Raw genomic sequence first — 17,046 nt, 5'->3', positions numbered from 1 at the left:
CGCCCCCCGCCCCGCCGCCACCACCCCCACCCGAACCACCCCCGCCCAGCTGCGCCGCGTCGTGGGGGCGAGCCTCGTCGGGACCACCATCGAGTGGTACGACTTCTTCGTCTACGCCTCCGCCGCGAGCCTCGTCTTCGGCACGCAGTTCTTCCCCTCCCTCAACGGCACCGCGGCGCTCCTGGCCTCCTTCGCCACGTTGGGCGTCAGCTTCGTCGCCCGGCCTATCGGCGGCGTGGTGGCCGGGCACCTCGGCGACCGCCTCGGGCGCAAGGCCGTGCTCGTCGCGACGCTGCTCCTCATGGGCATCTCCACGGTCGGCGTCGGCGTGCTGCCCGGCTACGGCTCGATCGGCGTCGCGGCGCCCGTGTTGCTCGTCGTGCTGCGCCTGCTCCAAGGCTTCTCCGCCGGCGGCGAGTGGGGCGGCGCCGCGCTCATGTCCGTCGAGCACGCCCCGCCCGGCCGCCGCGGCTACCTCGGCTCCTACCCCCAGATCGGCGTGCCGATCGGCCTCCTGCTGGCGAACCTCGTGTTCTTCACCGTCTCCACGCTCACCACGAAGGAGCAGTTCCTGGCGTGGGGCTGGCGCATCCCGTTCCTGCTGTCCGTCGTGCTCATCGCGGTCGGGTTCTTCGTGCGCGCCAAGGTTTCCGAGAGCCCCGTCTTCACGGAACTGCGCGAACGCCGTGCCCGCCGGTCCGCGCCGCTGGCCGAGCTGTTCCGCGGCAACACCCGGGAACTGCTCGTCGCGATCGGGCTGTTCATCGCCAACAACATGGTCGGCTACATCCTGATCGCGTTCATCAACTCCTACGGCACGCGCACGCTCGGCCTGTCCAGCTCCACGATGCTGTTCGTGGGCATGGTCGGCGCGGTCAGCTGGGGCGTGTTCACCATGCTCGCCGGGCGCTGGTCGGACTCGTGGGGCCGCCGCCGCACGTACCTCGTCGGCACGGTCGCGATGGCCGCGTGGACGTTCCCGTTCTTCCTGCTGTTCGACACCCGTTCGCTGCCGCTGATGCTGCTTTCGGTGGTGGTGCTCGCCTTCGGGCTCGGGCTGACGTACGGGCCGCAGGCCGCCGCCTACGCGGAACTGTTCCCGGCCGCCATCCGCTACAGCGGGGTCTCGTTCGCGTACTCCTTCGGGGCCATCCTCGGTGGCGGGTTCGCCCCGCTGCTCGCCACCTGGCTCATCGGCCTCACCGGCACGTCGCTGTCGGTGTCGGCCTACATGCTGCTGACCTGCCTGGTCAGTCTCGCCGCCGTGCTCGCCCTGCGCGAGCGTTCCGCCGCCGAGCGCGAAGCCTTCGTGCTCGCGGCCGACTGAAAGGACACCCCATGCCCAAACCGTTCGCCTCCTCCGCCGACACCGCCGCCAAGGAGCAGACGCTGGAGGTCCTCGCCGACGGCGTCTACGCGCTGACCGCCGAGGGCGACCCGAACATCGGCGCCATCGAGGGCGAGGACTTCCTCGTCTGCTTCGAGGCCCTCGCCACGCCCGTCGCCGCGCGCAAGTGGCTCGCGAAACTGCGGGAGCACACCGACAAGCCCGTGCGCTACCTGGTGCTCAGCCACTACCACGCCGTCCGCGTGCTCGGTGCAAGCGCTTTCCAGGCGGAAACCATCGTGGCGCACGAGAACACCAAGGCGCTGGTCGCCGAGCGCGGCAAGGAGGACTGGGAAAGCGAGTTCGCCCGCATGCCGCGCCTGGCCGAGGGCGCGGACTCGGTGCCGGGCCTGACGTGGCCCACGCTCACCTTCGCCGACCGGCTGACCATCGACCTCGGCGGCGACCGCGGCGAGCTGGTGCTGCAGTGGCACGGCCGCGGGCACACCGAGGGCGACATCACCGCGTGGCTGCCGCGCGAGAAGATCCTGTTCGCCGGTGACCTCGTGGAGGCCGAAGCCGCGCTCTACACCGGCGACGCCTTCCACCGCGAGTGGTCGTCGTCCACTTTGGACAACCTGAACGCGCTCGGCGCGGAGCAGCTCGTCGGCGGCCGCGGCGGGGTCAGCAGGGGCCGGGACGCGGTGGACGCCGCGATCGAGCAGACCCGCAACTTCCTGCGGGTGATGATCCGCGAGGTCGGCGCCGTCCAGCAGCGTGGCGGCACGCTCAAGGAGGCCTTCGAGGCCACGCACGCCGCACTGGTCGACGACTACGGGCACTGGCCGATCTTCGAGCACTGCCTGCCGTTCGACGTCTCGCGGCTGTGGGACGAACTGTCCGGTGTGGAGCGTCCGGTGATCTGGACCGCCGAACGCGACCGCGAGGTCTGGGCCCAGCTGCAGGGCTGACCGCCCGCGGAACGGAGCATCCGATGATCACCGCATCCTGGCAGGCCGCACCGGTGCTCGTGCTCGGCGCGGGCCCGGTCGGCCAGACCACCGCACTGCTGCTCGCCCGCTGGGGCGTGCCCACGATCGTGCTCGACCAGCGGCCGCACCGCGACAAGATCGGCTCCAAGGCGATCTGCCAGCAGCGCGACGTCCTCGACGTGTGGGAGGCCGTCGGCGCCGGGCGGCGGATCGCCGACGAGGGCGTCACCTGGACCACGGCCCGCACCTTCCACCGCGGCACCGAGTTGTTCAGCTACACCTTCGCCGAGCCCGGCCGCCCGGCGTTCCCGCCGTTCGTCAACATCTCCCAGACCCGCACCGAGGAGGTCCTCGACGAGCGGATCGCCGCGGAGCCCTCGATCGACGTGCGCTGGGGGCACCGCGTGACCGGCGTCGAACAGGACGGCGAGGGCGTGCGCGTGCGGCTCGACGACGGGCGCGAGCTGGCAGGCTCGTACCTCGTGGTGTGCGCCGGCGCGCGCTGCGACGACCTGCGCCGCCTGCTCGGCGTCCGCTTCGACGGCCACTCCTTCGACGACCGGTTCCTGATCTGCGACATCCGCACCGACCTGCCCGGCTGGGCGAGCGAGCGGCGGTTCTACTTCGACCCGGAGTGGAACCCCGGCCGCCAGGTGCTGATCCACCCGTGCCCGGACTCGACCTTCCGCATCGACTGGCAGGTCCCGGCGGACTACGACCTCGAAGCCGAGGCCGCGTCCGGCGCGCTGGACACGCGGATCCGCCGCATCATCGGCGACCGGGACTACGAGATCGTGTGGAAGTCGGTGTACCGCTTCCACTCCCGCGTCGTCGACCGGATGCGGTGCGGGCGCGTGCTGCTCGCCGGGGACGCCGCGCACCTCGTCTCGCCGTTCGGCGCGCGGGGCCTCAACTCCGGGGTCGCCGACGCGGAGAACGCGGCCTGGAAGCTCGCCTACGTCGGCCACGGCTGGGCGCCGGACGCGCTGCTCGACAGCTACCACGACGAACGGCACGCCGCCGCGCGGGAGAACCTCGCCGTCACGACCGCGACGATGGACTTCCTCGTGCCACCGGACGAACAGCGGGCGCGCCGCCGGATCGACATCCTGACCCGGGCCGCCGAAGACCCCGAGGCGCGGAAAGACGTCGACTCGGGCCGGTTGTCGGAACCGTTCTGGTACGTCGATTCCCCGCTCACGACCGCCGATCCGCAGCGCCCGTTCGCGGGGCGGCCGCCCCGTGGCCAGGTGCCGCCCGCCGGTCCCGGCGTGCTGCTCCCGGACGCACCGGTCGTCACACCACGCGGGCCGGGCCGGATCCGGGAGCTGGCCCGCGACGGGTTCCTGCTGCTGACCGCGCCCGGTGCCGATGACGGCGTGCTCACCGCCGCCGCGGCGGCGCCAGGCCCGGTCCGGGTCCTCGCGCTCGACGAGATCGACCCCGGCGGCGCGCTGACGGCCGCGCTCGGCGCCCGGCCCGGCGAGGTGTGGCTCGTCCGGCCGGACGCGCACGTCGCCGCCGTCCTCACCGATCACCGAGACATCACCCCGGCGCTCACGCGGGCGCTGGGCCACGACACCACCCGGAAGGAGAACTCCGATGGCCTACTACCGGCGGGTCGGTGACATCCCGCCCAAGCGGCACACCCAGCACCGCACCCCCGAGGGCGGTCTGTACTACGAGGAGCTGATGGGGGAGGAGGGCTTCTCGTCCGACTCCTCCCTGCTGTACCACAGCGGTGTCCCGTCGGCGATCGTCGACGCGACCCCGTGGGAGCTGCCGGACCAGACGCTGACGGAGAACCGCCCGCTGCTGCCGCGGCACCTCAAGCTGCACGACCTGTTCGACGAGGACTGGAAGGCCGTGGACGCCGTCACCGGCCGCCGCCTGGTGCTCGGCAACGCCGACGTCCGTCTGTCCTATGTGGTCTGTGGCGAGGCGTCGCCGTTGTACCGCAACGCGATCGGTGACGAGTGCGTGTACGTCGAGTCCGGGTCGGCGACCGTCGAGACCGTGTTCGGCGTGCTCTCCGCGCGGCAGGGGGACTATGTGCTCCTGCCGCGTGCGACGACCCACCGGTGGGTGCCCACCGGGTCGGATCCGTTGCGGCTGTACGTGATCGAGGCGAACTCGCACATCGCCCCGCCCAAGCGCTACCTGTCCCGGTACGGGCAGCTGCTGGAGCACGCGCCGTACTGTGAGCGCGACCTCCACGGACCGGGCGAGCCGCTGCTGGCCGAGGGCACGGACGTCGAGGTGCTCGTCAAGCACCGCGGCTCGCGCGGGATCACCGGCACGCGTTACGTGTACCCCACGCACCCGTTCGACGTGGTGGGCTGGGACGGGTGCCTGTACCCGTACACGTTCAACATCTCCGACTTCGAGCCCATCACCGGCCGCGTGCACCAGCCGCCGCCCGTGCACCAGGTGTTCGAGGGCACCAACTTCGTCGTGTGCAACTTTGTGCCGCGCAAGGTGGACTACCACCCGCTGTCGGTGCCGGTGCCCTACTACCACTCCAATGTGGACTCCGACGAGGTGATGTTCTACTGCGGCGGCAACTACGAGGCGCGCAAGGGCTCGGGCATCGGCCAGGGCTCGATCTCGCTGCACCCCGGCGGGCACAGCCACGGCCCGCAGCCGGGCGCGGTGGAGCGGTCGCTCGGCGTGGAGTTCTTCGACGAGCTCGCGGTCATGGTCGACACGTTCCGCCCGCTGGAGCTGGGCGAGGGCGGGCTGGCGTCCGAGGACCCCGCCTACGCCTGGACCTGGTCGGGCCGGGGGCCGGCGTGATCCCCGCGCTGGTCGCCGGGCTGTGCGACGACGCCGCGGTCTTCCCGCCCGGCAACGCTTCCCTGCCCGACGCGGTGCGCGCCTACCGCGAGCGGGCGGGGGAGTGGTACGCCGGGATGGTCGGCCCGCTGGTGCTCCCCGCCGATGCGCTGGCCCGGCTCGGTGAGCTGCTGCCGCCGGACGGGCCGCGGCTGCCGGTGTCGGTGACGCTGCCGGGCGGTCCCGCCGGGCTGCCCGGGGTGCTGACCGCGGCGGCGGAGCTGCCGGTCGAGCTACGTTCGGTCGAGGTGGCGTTGCCGGAAAGCGCTTTCGCGAGCGAGATCGAGGCGCCGGAGGGCCTGGACGTGTACGTCGAAGTCCCACGGGACGCGCGGCGGGCCGCGGTGCTGCAAGCGCTTTCCGGCCGCTACCGCGCGAAGTTCCGCACCGGTGGCGTGCGTGCCGACCTCTACCCGGACGAGACGGAGCTCGCCGGGTCGATCGCGGCGGTGGTCGCGGCCGGGGTGCCGTTCAAGGCGACCGCGGGCCTGCACCACGCGGTGCGCAACACCGATCCCGAGACCGGGTTCGAGCAGCACGGGTTCCTCAACCTGCTGCTCGCCACAGATGCGTTGCTCACCGGCGGCACGACGGCGCGGGCGAGGGAGCTTCTGTCCGAACGGGACGGTGCCGAAGTCGCGCGGCTGGTGGGAGAGCTGGACGACGACCGGGTGCGCGCGACGCGTGCGGCGTTCCTGTCGTTCGGCACGTGCAGCATCGGAGAACCGCTCGCCGAACTGGTCGAGCTGGGTGTGCTCAGGGAAGGAGTACCGGCGTGATCGAGGTGCCGGAGGGGTCGCTGTTCGGCTACGGCAACCTGCCCTACGGCGTGTTCTCCCGGCCGGGTGAGGAGCGGCGGGTCGGCGTCCGCCTCGGCGACAGCGTCGTCGACCTGGCGCTGCTGCTCGACGACGAGGTGTTCGCCGCGCCCACGCTCAACCCGTTCCTGGCGCAGGGCAGGGCCCGCTGGGACGAGGTGCGCGCCCGCCTGCGGGACCTGCTGCGCGGGGACGTCCCGGGTGAGGCCGTGCACCCGGTCGGCGAGGTGACGCTGCACCTGCCGTTCGAGGTCGCGGACTACGTGGACTTCTACGCGTCGGAGCACCACGCCTCGAACCTCGGGCGGCTGTTCCGCCCGGATTCGGACCCGCTGATGCCGAACTGGAAGCACCTGCCGGTCGGGTACCACGGCCGCGCGGGCACGGTCGTCGTGTCCGGGACCGACGTGGTGCGCCCGTGCGGGCAGCGCAAGGCGCCCGACGAGGCGGCACCGTCGTACGGTCCGAGCCGCCGCCTGGACATCGAGGCGGAGCTGGGGTTCGTCGTCGGCACGCCCTCGCCGCTGGGTGGGCGGATCGACGTGGACTCCTTCGCCGACCACGTGTTCGGTGCGGTGCTGGTCAACGACTGGTCCGCGCGGGACCTGCAGGCGTGGGAGTACGTGCCGCTCGGCCCGCACCTCGGCAAGAGCTTCGCCACGTCGATCTCCCCGTGGGTGGTGCCGCTCGCGGCGCTCGAAGCCGCGCGCGTGCCGCTGCCCGGGCAGGACCCGGAGCCGCTGCCGTACCTGCGGGGCCGCGAGGACTGGGGACTGGACATCGACCTGGTCGTGGAGTGGAACGGTGAGGAGGTCTCGCGCCCGCCCTACCGGACGATGTACTGGTCCCCGGCGCAGATGCTCGCGCACCTGACCGTCAACGGCGCGTCGGCCCGCACCGGCGACCTGTTCGCCTCCGGCACGATCTCCGGCCCGGAGAAGTCCCAGCGGGGCGCGTTCATCGAACTCACCTGGGGCGGCCGCGAACCGGTCACCGTCAAGGGCGAGCAGCGTACGTTCCTGGAGGACGGCGACGAGGTCACCATCTCCGCGACGGCACCGGGGCCGGACGGCGGCCGGATCTCCTTCGGCGAGGTCACCGGCACGATCCGGCCCGCCAGGGACTGACGTGTCCGAAGTGGACCGGCGGCTTACCGCGACTGCAGCGCGTCCAGCGCGACGGCCTGCGCGAGCAGGAGCCGCCGGTCCAGCGTCTCGTCGGAGATGGTCAGCACGTAGTGGTCGCGGAAGCGGGTCTTCTTGTCGAAGGTGGCGACCACGGTGTCGTCCCGCAGGAAGTCGAAGTGGTACTTCCACGGGAACGGGATGTCGCCGACCCACGGCAGGAAGTCCCACAGGCGGCGGAACAGCGCGATGGTCTCGTTGCGTTCGGTGACGGTGACCGACGTGGTGCCGGGCTGGTCGAGCTGCCAGGTGGAGCGCAGCAGCGACTGCCCGAACTTCTTGCCGAACACCCCGATCTGGCGCCCTTCGCCGTCGTTGACGTCGTACGCGCTGGCCAGGTCGATCACCTTGCGGGCGCGGAACGCGGCGAGCACGGACTGCTTCCCGGCGTCGGTGTAGAGCGTGACCTGCTCCTTGAAGGTCATCCGCTTCTGCTCGACGAACGCGACCAGCGGCCCCGGCTCGCCCTGCCCGTCATCGGCGAAGACCTCGTAGCGGTTCACCATCACGGTGACCTTCTGGTGCAGGTGGAACCGGTGCTGCTGCTGGATGTCCATGCCCGGATCTTCGCACTCTTCGTGCGGCCTGTCCGGAATTTCCGGAAATCTCCCCGGTCGCTGGCTGCGAGCGGATCCAGCGCTAGCATCGCTGGATGGAGTTGCGGCAGGTCGAGCACTTCCTGGCCGTGGCGCGGCACGGCAGCTTCACCGCGGCGGCGCGGGAGGTGCACATCGTGCAGTCGGCGCTGAGCGCGTCCGTGCGCAAGCTCGAGACCGAGCTGGGTGCGCCGCTGTTCGAGCGGACGACGCGCCGCGTGCTGCTGACCGAGGCGGGGCGGGCGCTGCTGCCCGTCGCGCGCCGTCTGGTCGCCGACGCCGTCGCCGCGCGCGGTGAGGTCGCGGCCGTCGCGGGGCTGACCGGGGGCCGGGTGTCGATCGGCACGATCCAGGCGCTCACCGTGGTCGACCTGCCGCGGGAGCTGGGCGTGTTCCAGGCCCGCCACCCCGGCGTGCGGATCCACGTCCGCGACGGCGCCGCGCCCGTGCTGGCCGCCGCCGTGGCCGGCGGGGAACTGGACCTGGCCTACCTCGCCGCCGACGGGCCCGTGCCGGCGGAGCTGACCACGTTCGCCCGGTGGCGGCAGCGCCTCGTGCTGGTGACCCATCCCGGGCACCGGCTCGCGCGCCGGGCCCGGGTTCCGCTGGCGGAGGTGGACGACGAGCCCTTCGTGGACTTCAGCGGCAGCGGCATGCAGACGATGATCCACCGGCGGTTCGCCGACGCGGGCCTGCGGCACAACCCCGTCTGCGAGGCGACGAACCTGCCGCTGCTGCTGGAACTCGTGGCGGCGGGGCTCGGCGTGACGATCGTGCCGGAGGCCATCGCCGAGCGGGCCGGGCTGCCTTTCGCCCGCCTCACCGGCGCCGACTTCACCCGGACCCTGTTCCTGGCGGGGCGGGGGCGGGAGCCGGTGAACCCCGCGGCGCGGGCGCTGCTGGCGCACCTGACCGCGAGCGCGTGAGCGTGGGGCCGGTGAACCCCGCAGATTCAGCGATCCGGCAGCTGAATCGCAGCGGAATTCAGCGTTGGACGTGCTCGGTCCTGGAGCGAAGACTCGGGGACATGGAGGCCGGAGAGGGACGCGACGTCGCGCGGCTGTTGCGGGTACTGGCGGTGCGGGCGTTCGTCCTCGCCGTCTTCGCCGCGCTCGCAGGCCTGACCACGGTGGCGATGGCGCTGGCGCTCGTGGGCTGCGGGCTCCTGTTCGCGCGCTCTCGATGAGGTGCGGGGGCGGGGTTGACCCGCCCACTATATTAGTGAAGACTAACGGTTAGTGAGTACTGACCGAGTTGAAGAAGGCTGGACCGCGCTCGCGGACGGGACGCGGCGCGCGATCGTGAGCCGCCTGGCGGAAGGGCCGCAGGCGGTGGGACAGCTCGCCGAGCACCTGCCCGTGACGAGGTCCGCGGTTTCCCAGCACCTGAAGATCCTCAAGAACGCCGGGCTGGTCAGCGAGCACGCGGTCGGCACCCGGCGGATCTACCGGCTCAACCCCACGGCGGTGGCCGCCTTGCGCGACCAGCTCGACACCTTCTGGCAGCGGGCGCTGACCAGCTACGCGGACGCCGCCGCGCAACCGACGGAGGAAGACCCATGACGCAGACCGAATCGACCGTGGTCCGGCGGCAGATCGTCGTCGACGCGCCGCTCGAGCGCGCGTTCGCCACGTTCACCGAACGGTTCGGCGACTTCAAACCGCCCGAGCACAACCTGCTCGGCGCACCCATCACCGAGACCGTGTTCGAACCCCGCGTCGGCGGCCACATCTACGACCGCGCGGCCGACGGCAGCGAATGCCGCTGGGCCCGCGTCCTGGCCTACGAACCGCCCGACCGCGTCGTGTTCAGCTGGGACATCGGCCCGACGTGGCAGGTGGAGTCCGATCCGGACCTGACCAGCGAGGTCGAGGTGCGGTTCGTCGCGGAGAGCCCCGAACGCACCCGCGTGGAGCTGGAACACCGCCACCTCGACCGGCACGGCCCCGGCTGGCAGTCGGTCGGCGGCGCCGTCTCCAGCGATGGCGGCTGGCCGCTGTACCTGGCCCGCTACGCCGCTCTGTTCGAGTAGGGCGGGCGGACTTCCGGGGCGGGCACGCAGGCCTGTCCCGGAAGTCCACTCGGGACAGTTGAGAGCGGCGGGTCGGTCGGCGGCGCCGTCTCCAGCGACGGCGGCTGGCCGCTGTACCTGGCCCGCTACGCCGCTCTGTTCGGATAGGACGGACCTCCGGGCGGGCGCGGAACGCCCGCCCGGAGGGTCCACTCAGGACAGTCGTGCCTCGATCGCCTCGATGATGCGCGGCCGCAGCTCGGCGGCGCGGATCACCGCGTCCACCGAACCCACCTCGACCGCGCGCTGGATGCTGTGCACCCGGTCGAACTCCGCCGCCACCTCGCCGAGCTTCTCCGCCCGGACCGACGTCCGCAGCTCGTCCAGCTCCGCGGTGAGCGCGGCCCGGTCGGCACCGGAGGCGGCCGCGACGCGGGCCTCCAGCTCCCGCACCCGCGGGTCGGCCGCCGTGCGCGCGTTGACGTCGCCCGCGAACACCGCGGCCGCGGCGGGGGCACCGCCGAGCACCGAAGCGTACGAGCCCTCCAGCGCCAGCACCGTCATGTTCGGGTTGAGCGCCTTCGAGAACACCACGAACGCGCCGCCGTGGTAGCGGGAGATCACGCAGAACACGATGGGGCCGCGGAAGTTCACGATCGCGCGCCCGATTTCGGCGCCGTACTCCAGCTGCAGCTTGCGCATCGACTCGGGCGAGCCGTCGAACCCGGACAGGTTGGCCAGCACGACCAGCGGCCGGTTGCCGCTGGCGGCGTTGATCGCCCGCGCGGCCTTCTTCGACGAGCGGGGGAACAGGGTGCCCGCCGTGTAGGCGTCCGGGCCGTCGGTGGGCGGGAACCCGCGCCGCGGCACCGAACGGGACTCGATGCCCAGCAGGCACACCGGGTACCCGCCCAGGTGCACGTCCTGCACCACGGCGGTGTCGGCGTCGGCCATGCCGGCCCAGCGTTCCAGCACCGGGTGGTCCTGATCCGCCAGCGCCCGCATCACCGTCCGGATGTCGAACGGCTTCTTCCGGTCGGGGTTGGCCTCGGGGGAGAAGATCTCGCCGACCGTGGTGAAGTCGCTGCCGACCACCGCGTGCGGGTAGCCGGAGATGTCCCGGTCCACCGGGTCGCTGGTCTGCGCCCGCCGCGGCCTGGGCTCACCGGGCGCGATGTAGGTGTGGTCGTAGTGCGCCAGCAGCACGTCCCGCGCCCCGGCCAGGTCCGGGGCCCAGTACTGCGCCTGCCCGTTCGGGCCCATCACCCGGTCGTAGCCGCCGATGCCGAAGTTGTCCTCGGCCGAGACGCCACCGGAGAAGTCCAGCGCCTGCTTGCCGGTCAGCACCATCGCCGAATCCGGCGTCATCACCAGGATGCCCTTGGTGTGCATCAGCATCGTCGCCTCGGCGTTCCAGTACGGCTGCGCCCCGACGTTGATCCCGGCCACCACGATGTTGATCTCACCACCGGCCTGGGTGAACTCCACGATCCGCTTGAGCGCCGCCGCCACCCAATCCATGTTCTCCGTACCCGAGTTCATCGCGATCCGGGCACCCGAGGACAACGCGTACCACTCCACCGGCACGCCCATCCGCTCCGCCAAATCGAGCGCGGCGATCACCCGGCGGCACTCCGGCTCCGACAACGCCCCGAGCGACTTCGTCGGATCACCCAGCAACACCACCCGCGTCACCCCCTCCGGATACCGCGCGGTCGGCGTGGTGACCACACCGGCGACCATCGCCGCCGAGTTGCGCCCCTTCGGCCGGTCCACCGGCACCAGCGCCGCGTTCTCGTCCAGGTCGTACTCCGTGAACTCGCCCAGCAGCCCGGTCAGCTCGTACGGGTACACCGTGCCGCGGCTGCTCGCGCGCAGCACCTTCTGGCGGTAGTCGTCAAGCGGCTCGACCGGCTCGTCCGACGGCTCCTCGACGCTGAGCTTCGCGGAACCCGTGGCGTCGAACGAGATCCGCACCGCGACCTTGGTCAGCGTGCCCGCCTCGCGGTCGCGCTGCCGTCCGATGAACAGGATCTCCTCCAGCCCGGCACCCGCCGTTGTGGGCAGCACGCGCCGGGAGATCATCTCCAGCTCCTCGCGGGTGAGCTCGCTCGGCGGCCACACGTAGACGACGATCCGGTTGGTGGGGAAGCGCTTCTTCGCCGGCCGCCGCGACTGCGCGCGGCGGATCGAGTCGAGGCACACCGCGATCGTGTCCTCGGCCGTGGGCAGCGCCACCAGCCTGCCGTCGTGCTCGCGCAGCTCCGTCAGGTCCCGCACCTGCGCGAACGCGACGAGCCGCTCGTCGGCCGGGTTCTCCCGCGCCACGCACTGGAAGAGGTAGACCTCCTCGTCGGTGGACGGCAGCCGGGTCAGGTCGAACTTCCGCAGCCGCTCCAGCTGCATCCGCTGCGCGATGAACGGGTGCAGGCCGCGGATCAGCCGCTCCTCCGCCATCCCCGTGGTGGACGGGCGGAACGTCAAGTGGTGGTGCATCACCGCGCCGCCGCGGCCGGCGACCGTGGTGGTCAGGCGGCGGACCTGGGGCGGCAGCGGGTGCGCCGCGACGACCTCGTGCAGCGCGGCGGCCGCCGCGTCCGAGTCCTCCGGCTGGTCCTCCCAGGCCAGGTAGACGTCGGCGTCGACGGTCTGCTCGCCGCCGGCCAGCTCGGCGAGCCCGTCGAGCGCGCTGCCCAGCGCCTCGAAGCCCACCGCGGCCGAGACCAGCGACTCCTCCGCGCGCTCGGCGACCACGAACCGGCAGCCCGCCACGTCGCGGGTGTGGACCGCGGTGAGGCCCTTGTTGCCGTAGTACCGCCGGGTCAGCACCTCCAGCAGCACGCTGTGGTCCAGACCGGGACGGCGGAGGCGGCGGCCCAGCAGCCGCACGAGCGGCTCGGTGCTGCGCACCATCTCGGCGATCCGCTCCGCGCGGTCCGGCGAGTCCGGGTGCGCGTCGAGGTGGTGCAGGTGCTTGCGGACGTCGGCGTACACGCGGGCCCGGTTGCGGCGCAGCAGGGGCTGCCCGAACCACGCGAACACGACCCCGCGCGCGAGGTCGGCGACCGCCGGGAAGCGCACCTGCGTCGCGGCGACGAGCCGCTCCAGCGCCAGGCCCGCGGGCTCGCGCAGCGTCTCGTCCGGCGGCGGCTCCCGCAGCCACGCGCGCAGCAGCGCCGCGACGGCACCCGCGTCGGCGGCCGCGCGCTGCTGGGCCAGGAAGATCCGGAACACCGCGGCTTCCAGCTCGGGGGTGCGCTCCAGGTCGCCGACCCCGTAGTGCCCCAGCGCCTTGGCGAGCTTGGCCTGGAACCGCTCCGGCAGCCCGGCCCGCTCGACGTCGAGGCTCTGCAGGTAGGTGTGGAAGTACTCGCGGGCGCTGTGCACGTGCGCGTCACCGCTGTCCTCCCCGCTGGGCCGGTTGCGGCTCAGCTCGGCGAGGTCGGCGAACACACCGACGAGGTCGAGCTCCCCGGCCAGCAGCCGGTGCCCCTCGTCGGCGGCGGCGCGGCGCGCGGCGAGGTAGTCGTCGAGCACGCGGCGCTCGTCGTGCGGGTCGACGTCGTAGCCCAGCAGCAGGCTGCGCAGGTCCTCCTGGCCGCGGGTGACCCGGCGGCCGGCCGGGACCCCGGCGGGCGCGACCGGCAGGTCGAGGTCCACGGCGCCGCCACCGGTGGCCTCCTCGGCCTCGGCGTCCCCGATCGGCTCCAGCCGCAGCAGCGGGGCACCGGTCTCGACCTGGCTGCCGACGGAGACGGGGCGCTCGGTCAGCCGCGCCTTGAACGGCGCCCGCAGCACCGTCTCCATCTTCATGCTCTCCAGCACCAGCACGGGCGCGCCGGCCTCGACCTCGGCGCCGACCTCCAGCGGCGTGGCGACCACCAGCGCGGGCGCGGGGGAGCGGACGACGCCGCCCTCGTCGCGGCTGACCCGGTGCGCCACCCCGTCCACCTCGACGAGGTGGATCGGCCCGTGCGTGCCGGTCAGCAGCCGGAACTTGGTGCCGTTGACGGAGATCTGGCCGCTGTAGGCGTCGAAGCGCTCGATCTCGACGTCGGCCGTGCGGACGTCCTCACCGGCCTCGATGCCCACGCGGAACCGCTGCGCGCCCACGCGCGCGACCCGCACGCGGTAGGTCTCGCCCCGCAGCTTGAGCGCCAGCGGGCGGCCGCTTTCGTGCTGCACCTGCGGGCGCCCGCCGAACGCCGTCGACAGCAGCCGCTGCCGTTCCGCGCGCTCCTCCTCCTCGTACGCCTCGATGGCGGCCGCGGCCAGCGCGACGCCGGAGTGCCGGTTCGACACCAGGTCGCCCTCGGCGCGCACGCGGTCGATCCAGCCGGTGTCGGCGCTGCCGTCGATCACCTCGGGCCGGTCGAGCAGGTCGAGCACGAAGCTCTTGTTCGTCGCGCCGCCCTCGATGATCACCGTGGTCTCGGCCATCGCGCGGCGCAGCCTGCCCAGCGCCTCGTCGCGGTCGTGCCCGTAGGCGATGATCTTGGCGATCATCGAGTCGAAGTCGGCGGGGATGGTGTCGCCCTCGCTGACCCCGGTGTCGACGCGGATGCCCGGCCCGGCGGGCAGGTCGAGACGCGCGATGCGGCCGGGGGAGGGGGCGAAGTCGCGGTCCGGGTCCTCGGCGTTGAGGCGGGCCTCGATGGCGTGCCCGCGCTCGGCGGGCGGCCTGCCCTCCAGCCTGCGCCCGGACGCGACCGCCAGCTGGGCCTTCACCAGGTCGAACCCGGTGGTGGCCTCGGTGATCGGGTGCTCGACCTGGAGGCGGGTGTTGACCTCCAGGAACGCGAACAGCCGGTCACCGGGGTGGTAGAGGAACTCGACCGTGGCGGCGCCGCGGTAGCCGACCGCGACGGCGAGCCGCTCGGCCGAGGCCTTGAGCTCGGCGGCCTGCTCCGGTTCGAGCACGGGCGAGGACGACTCCTCGATGATCTTCTGGTTGCGCCGCTGCACCGAGCAGTCCCGCACGCCCAGCGCCCACGCGGTGCCCTGGCCGTCGGCGATGACCTGGACCTCGACGTGCCGGGCGCCGGTGACCAGGCGCTCCAGGAACACGATGCCGCTGCCGAACGCGCGGGCCGCCTCCTGGCTCGTGCGCTCGTAGGCGTCGGCGAGCTCGGCCTCGCTGCGGATCACGCGGATGCCGCGCCCGCCGCCGCCGGCGGTCGCCTTCAGCATGAGCGGGTAGCCGATCCGCGCGGCGGCGGAGATCGCGTCCTCCAGGGTCTCCACCGCGCCGCGGCTCCACGGCGCCACGGGGACGCCGACCTCCTCGGCGATCAGCTTGGCGCCGATCTTGTCGCCGAGCTTGCGCATCGCGTCCGCGCTGGGCCCGATGAAGGTGACGCCGATGCGCTCGCACAGCTCCGCGAACGCCGGGTCCTCCGCGACGAAGCCCCAGCCGACCCACGCGGCGTCGGCCCTGGTCTCCAGCAGCGCGTGCTCCAGCGCCTTCAGGTCCAGGTACGGGCGCGCCGAGGCGGGACCGAGGTCGTAGGCGATGTCGGCTTCCCGCACGAACGTCGCGTTGCGGTCGACGTCGGTGTGCAGTGCGATGGTCTCGATCGGTGTCGCGGTTTCCGCGGCCAGCTCACGGACGGCGTGGATGAGCCGCATCGCGGCCTCTCCACGGTTGACGATGGCGATACGACTGAACACCGGATCGAGCCCCTCCCAAGGCACTCAGCGCACGGGTGGCCGACCGCGGATCGGCCGGGGTCCCACGTGCGGTTGACCGGTCGAGTGTAGCGACCGGGCGGAGGCGCGAAGCGTGCTCACCACCACTCCGCGGGCGGCGGGCATAGCATCGGGAAAGGCGCTGTGACGTGGGAAAGGGGTGCGATGGGGGCTACTGGTGAGTACGGCCCGGAGCGGCGGCTGTTCGCCGCGTTGCCCGGCGAGTGGGCGCTGTCGCGTGAGCTGCCGGGGCTCGGCTCGATGACCGGTACCGCCCGGTTCCGCCCGGCCGGGCCGGATCTGCTGCACTACCGGGAGGACGGCGTGCTGACGCTGGCCGGCGGGTCGTCGCACGAGGTGTTCCGCGAGTACCACTACCGGCTGGAGGAGGGGCAGATCCGCATCTGCTTCGCCGAACCGGGCCCGCCCCGCACCTTCCACGTGCTCCGGCTCGCCGAAACGCCCGGGGCCGCCACCGACGTGCACCTGTGCGGGCAGGACACCTACGTCGGCGAGTACGAGTTCCCCGGGGAAGACCGGTTCACCGTGCGCATGCGCGTGACCGGGCCGAAGAAGAACTACTCCATCCACACCGTCTACGAGCGCACCGTCCACTGAGGACGGTCACCGCAGGTGCCGGTCCAGCCAGCCGAGCACCCGGCCGGGATCGCGCTGGAAGTACGTGTAGCCGTCCCAGCGCCGGGTGGTGCCTTCGATCCAGTACAGGTCCTTCTCGGCGGGAATGGCGTCGTAGACGGATTGGACGTCTTCGGGCCTGGTCATCGCGTCGTCGCGGACCTGGTAGAGGAAGGCCGGGACGGTCACGTCCCCGGCCGCGCCGAGCGGTGACATGTCGTCCAGCCGGAAGCTCGTGTGGCGCCGGATGAGCTCCTCCAGGTCGTCGATGCGGCCGGCGGGCACGCCCGCGCGCTCCAGGCCGCGTTCCAGCACGAAGCGGACGGACAGGGGCTGGCAGCCCACGAGGCACCGGACGTCGCCGAACTCCTCCGGGTACCACGACATCGCGAACAGGGTGGCGTTGCAGCCCAGGCACCTGCTGAACAGGCCGACGGGCAGCCCGCGCAGCTCGGGGCGGCCGCGCACGTACCGCAGCGAGCCGACGACGTCCCGGGCCTCGAACCGGCCACCGGAGGTGACCCCGCCGTTGGCCGCGCCGCTGTGCCCGAAGTTGCGCAGGTCGTAGGTCAGCACGTGGTAGCCGGCGTCGTGCAGGAGCCGGTAGTCCGGCAGGAAGTCGACCTCGAAGTCGTTGCCGGCCGGTGCGCCGATCGAGCGCCAGGGCTCCAGGTGCGACGGCAGTCCCGCGCGGCTGAACCACCGCGGGTGGTTGACGATGACGACCCGGTCCGCGCCGGGGGCCGGGATGAACCAGCCCTCCAGCGGGACGCCGTCGAGTGCCGGGAAGGTGACGTCCTCGTACGCGAGGCCGTACTCGGCCGGGGTGTGCAGGATAGGGGAGCGGATCGAGCGGGCGAAACCGTCCGCCATGTGCCGCAGCGTCTGCTCGATCCGGTCCTGGGTGGCGGTTTCCTGAGCGGGCATGGTCCTTCTTCGCTGGTCGTCGCTGTGGTGCC

General features: G+C 72.5%; 14 protein-coding genes. 11 read left to right on the top strand and 3 right to left on the bottom strand.

The features are described 5' to 3' along the window. From ABFX51_RS36945 to fahA, 6 genes are all read left to right on the top strand, one after another. A partial coding sequence (locus ABFX51_RS36945) for an MFS transporter (protein WP_428832534.1) occupies positions 1 to 1,327 on the top strand: 1,327 nt, incomplete at its 5' end. A gap of 11 nt (positions 1,328 to 1,338) precedes the next feature. Further along, a complete protein-coding gene (locus ABFX51_RS36940) occupies positions 1,339 to 2,298 on the top strand; it encodes an MBL fold metallo-hydrolase (RefSeq protein ID WP_091505441.1) in 960 nt (319 codons plus the stop codon). A 23-nt stretch (positions 2,299 to 2,321) separates the two neighbouring features. Next, positions 2,322 to 3,947 (top strand): FAD-dependent monooxygenase, encoded by a 1,626-nt coding sequence (locus ABFX51_RS36935; RefSeq protein WP_091505440.1) that lies wholly within the window; start codon positions 2,322 to 2,324, stop codon positions 3,945 to 3,947. Then, positions 3,922 to 5,115: a homogentisate 1,2-dioxygenase gene (locus ABFX51_RS36930; protein ID WP_091505439.1), complete on the top strand. Its 1,194-nt coding sequence runs from the start codon at positions 3,922 to 3,924 to the stop codon at positions 5,113 to 5,115. Before ABFX51_RS36935 ends, ABFX51_RS36930 begins: the two co-directional genes overlap by 26 nt. Next, positions 5,112 to 5,933, top strand: a complete 822-nt coding sequence (locus ABFX51_RS36925; protein ID WP_346056571.1) for a hypothetical protein — start codon at positions 5,112 to 5,114, stop codon at positions 5,931 to 5,933. Before ABFX51_RS36930 ends, ABFX51_RS36925 begins: the two co-directional genes overlap by 4 nt. Then, on the top strand, positions 5,930 to 7,099 hold the full coding sequence (gene fahA, locus ABFX51_RS36920) for a fumarylacetoacetase (protein ID WP_346056570.1): 1,170 nt from the start codon (positions 5,930 to 5,932) through the stop codon (positions 7,097 to 7,099). The genes ABFX51_RS36925 and fahA overlap by 4 nt, the downstream gene beginning before the upstream one ends. A gap of 23 nt (positions 7,100 to 7,122) precedes the next feature. Here the strand turns inward: fahA and ABFX51_RS36915 are convergent, their stop codons facing one another. After that, positions 7,123 to 7,713, bottom strand: a complete 591-nt coding sequence (locus ABFX51_RS36915) for an LURP-one-related family protein (protein ID WP_346056569.1) — start codon at positions 7,711 to 7,713, stop codon at positions 7,123 to 7,125. Between the two features lie 95 nt (positions 7,714 to 7,808). Here ABFX51_RS36915 and ABFX51_RS36910 point away from each other — a divergent pair, with 95 nt between their 5' ends. The 4 genes from ABFX51_RS36910 to ABFX51_RS36895 all read left to right on the top strand — a co-directional run bounded on the left by ABFX51_RS36910 (position 7,809) and on the right by ABFX51_RS36895 (position 9,784). Further along, positions 7,809 to 8,678 carry a LysR family transcriptional regulator gene (locus tag ABFX51_RS36910; protein ID WP_091505436.1) on the top strand — a complete coding sequence of 290 codons (870 nt, stop codon included), beginning with the start codon at positions 7,809 to 7,811 and terminating at the stop codon, positions 8,676 to 8,678. Positions 8,679 to 8,779: 101 nt separating this feature from the next. Further along, complete coding sequence (locus ABFX51_RS36905) at positions 8,780 to 8,938, top strand: hypothetical protein (RefSeq protein WP_177228624.1); 159 nt, start codon at positions 8,780 to 8,782, stop codon at positions 8,936 to 8,938. Between the two features lie 52 nt (positions 8,939 to 8,990). Then, positions 8,991 to 9,314: an ArsR/SmtB family transcription factor gene (locus tag ABFX51_RS36900; RefSeq protein WP_091505435.1), complete on the top strand. Its 324-nt coding sequence runs from the start codon at positions 8,991 to 8,993 to the stop codon at positions 9,312 to 9,314. Continuing rightward, positions 9,311 to 9,784, top strand: a complete 474-nt coding sequence (locus tag ABFX51_RS36895; RefSeq protein ID WP_091505434.1) for an SRPBCC family protein — start codon at positions 9,311 to 9,313, stop codon at positions 9,782 to 9,784. Before ABFX51_RS36900 ends, ABFX51_RS36895 begins: the two co-directional genes overlap by 4 nt. A 192-nt stretch (positions 9,785 to 9,976) precedes the next feature. Here the strand turns inward: ABFX51_RS36895 and ABFX51_RS36890 are convergent, their stop codons facing one another. Next, entirely contained in the window at positions 9,977 to 15,433 is a 5,457-nt protein-coding gene (locus tag ABFX51_RS36890; RefSeq protein WP_091505433.1) for an ATP-binding protein, read from the bottom strand. A 183-nt stretch (positions 15,434 to 15,616) separates the two neighbouring features. Here ABFX51_RS36890 and ABFX51_RS36885 point away from each other — a divergent pair, with 183 nt between their 5' ends. After that, complete coding sequence (locus ABFX51_RS36885) at positions 15,617 to 16,069, top strand: DUF6314 family protein (protein ID WP_091505432.1); 453 nt, start codon at positions 15,617 to 15,619, stop codon at positions 16,067 to 16,069. A 6-nt stretch (positions 16,070 to 16,075) separates the two neighbouring features. Here ABFX51_RS36885 and ABFX51_RS36880 read toward each other — a convergent pair whose 3' ends face one another. Beyond that, positions 16,076 to 17,014 (bottom strand): alpha/beta hydrolase family protein, encoded by a 939-nt coding sequence (locus ABFX51_RS36880; protein WP_346056568.1) that lies wholly within the window; start codon positions 17,012 to 17,014, stop codon positions 16,076 to 16,078. Between the last annotated feature and the right edge of the window lie 32 nt (positions 17,015 to 17,046).

Source organism: Amycolatopsis dongchuanensis (assembly GCF_039542405.1).
Classification (GTDB): domain Bacteria; phylum Actinomycetota; class Actinomycetes; order Mycobacteriales; family Pseudonocardiaceae; genus Amycolatopsis_E; species Amycolatopsis_E sacchari.
This window is presented reverse-complemented; position numbering and strand designations above follow the sequence as displayed.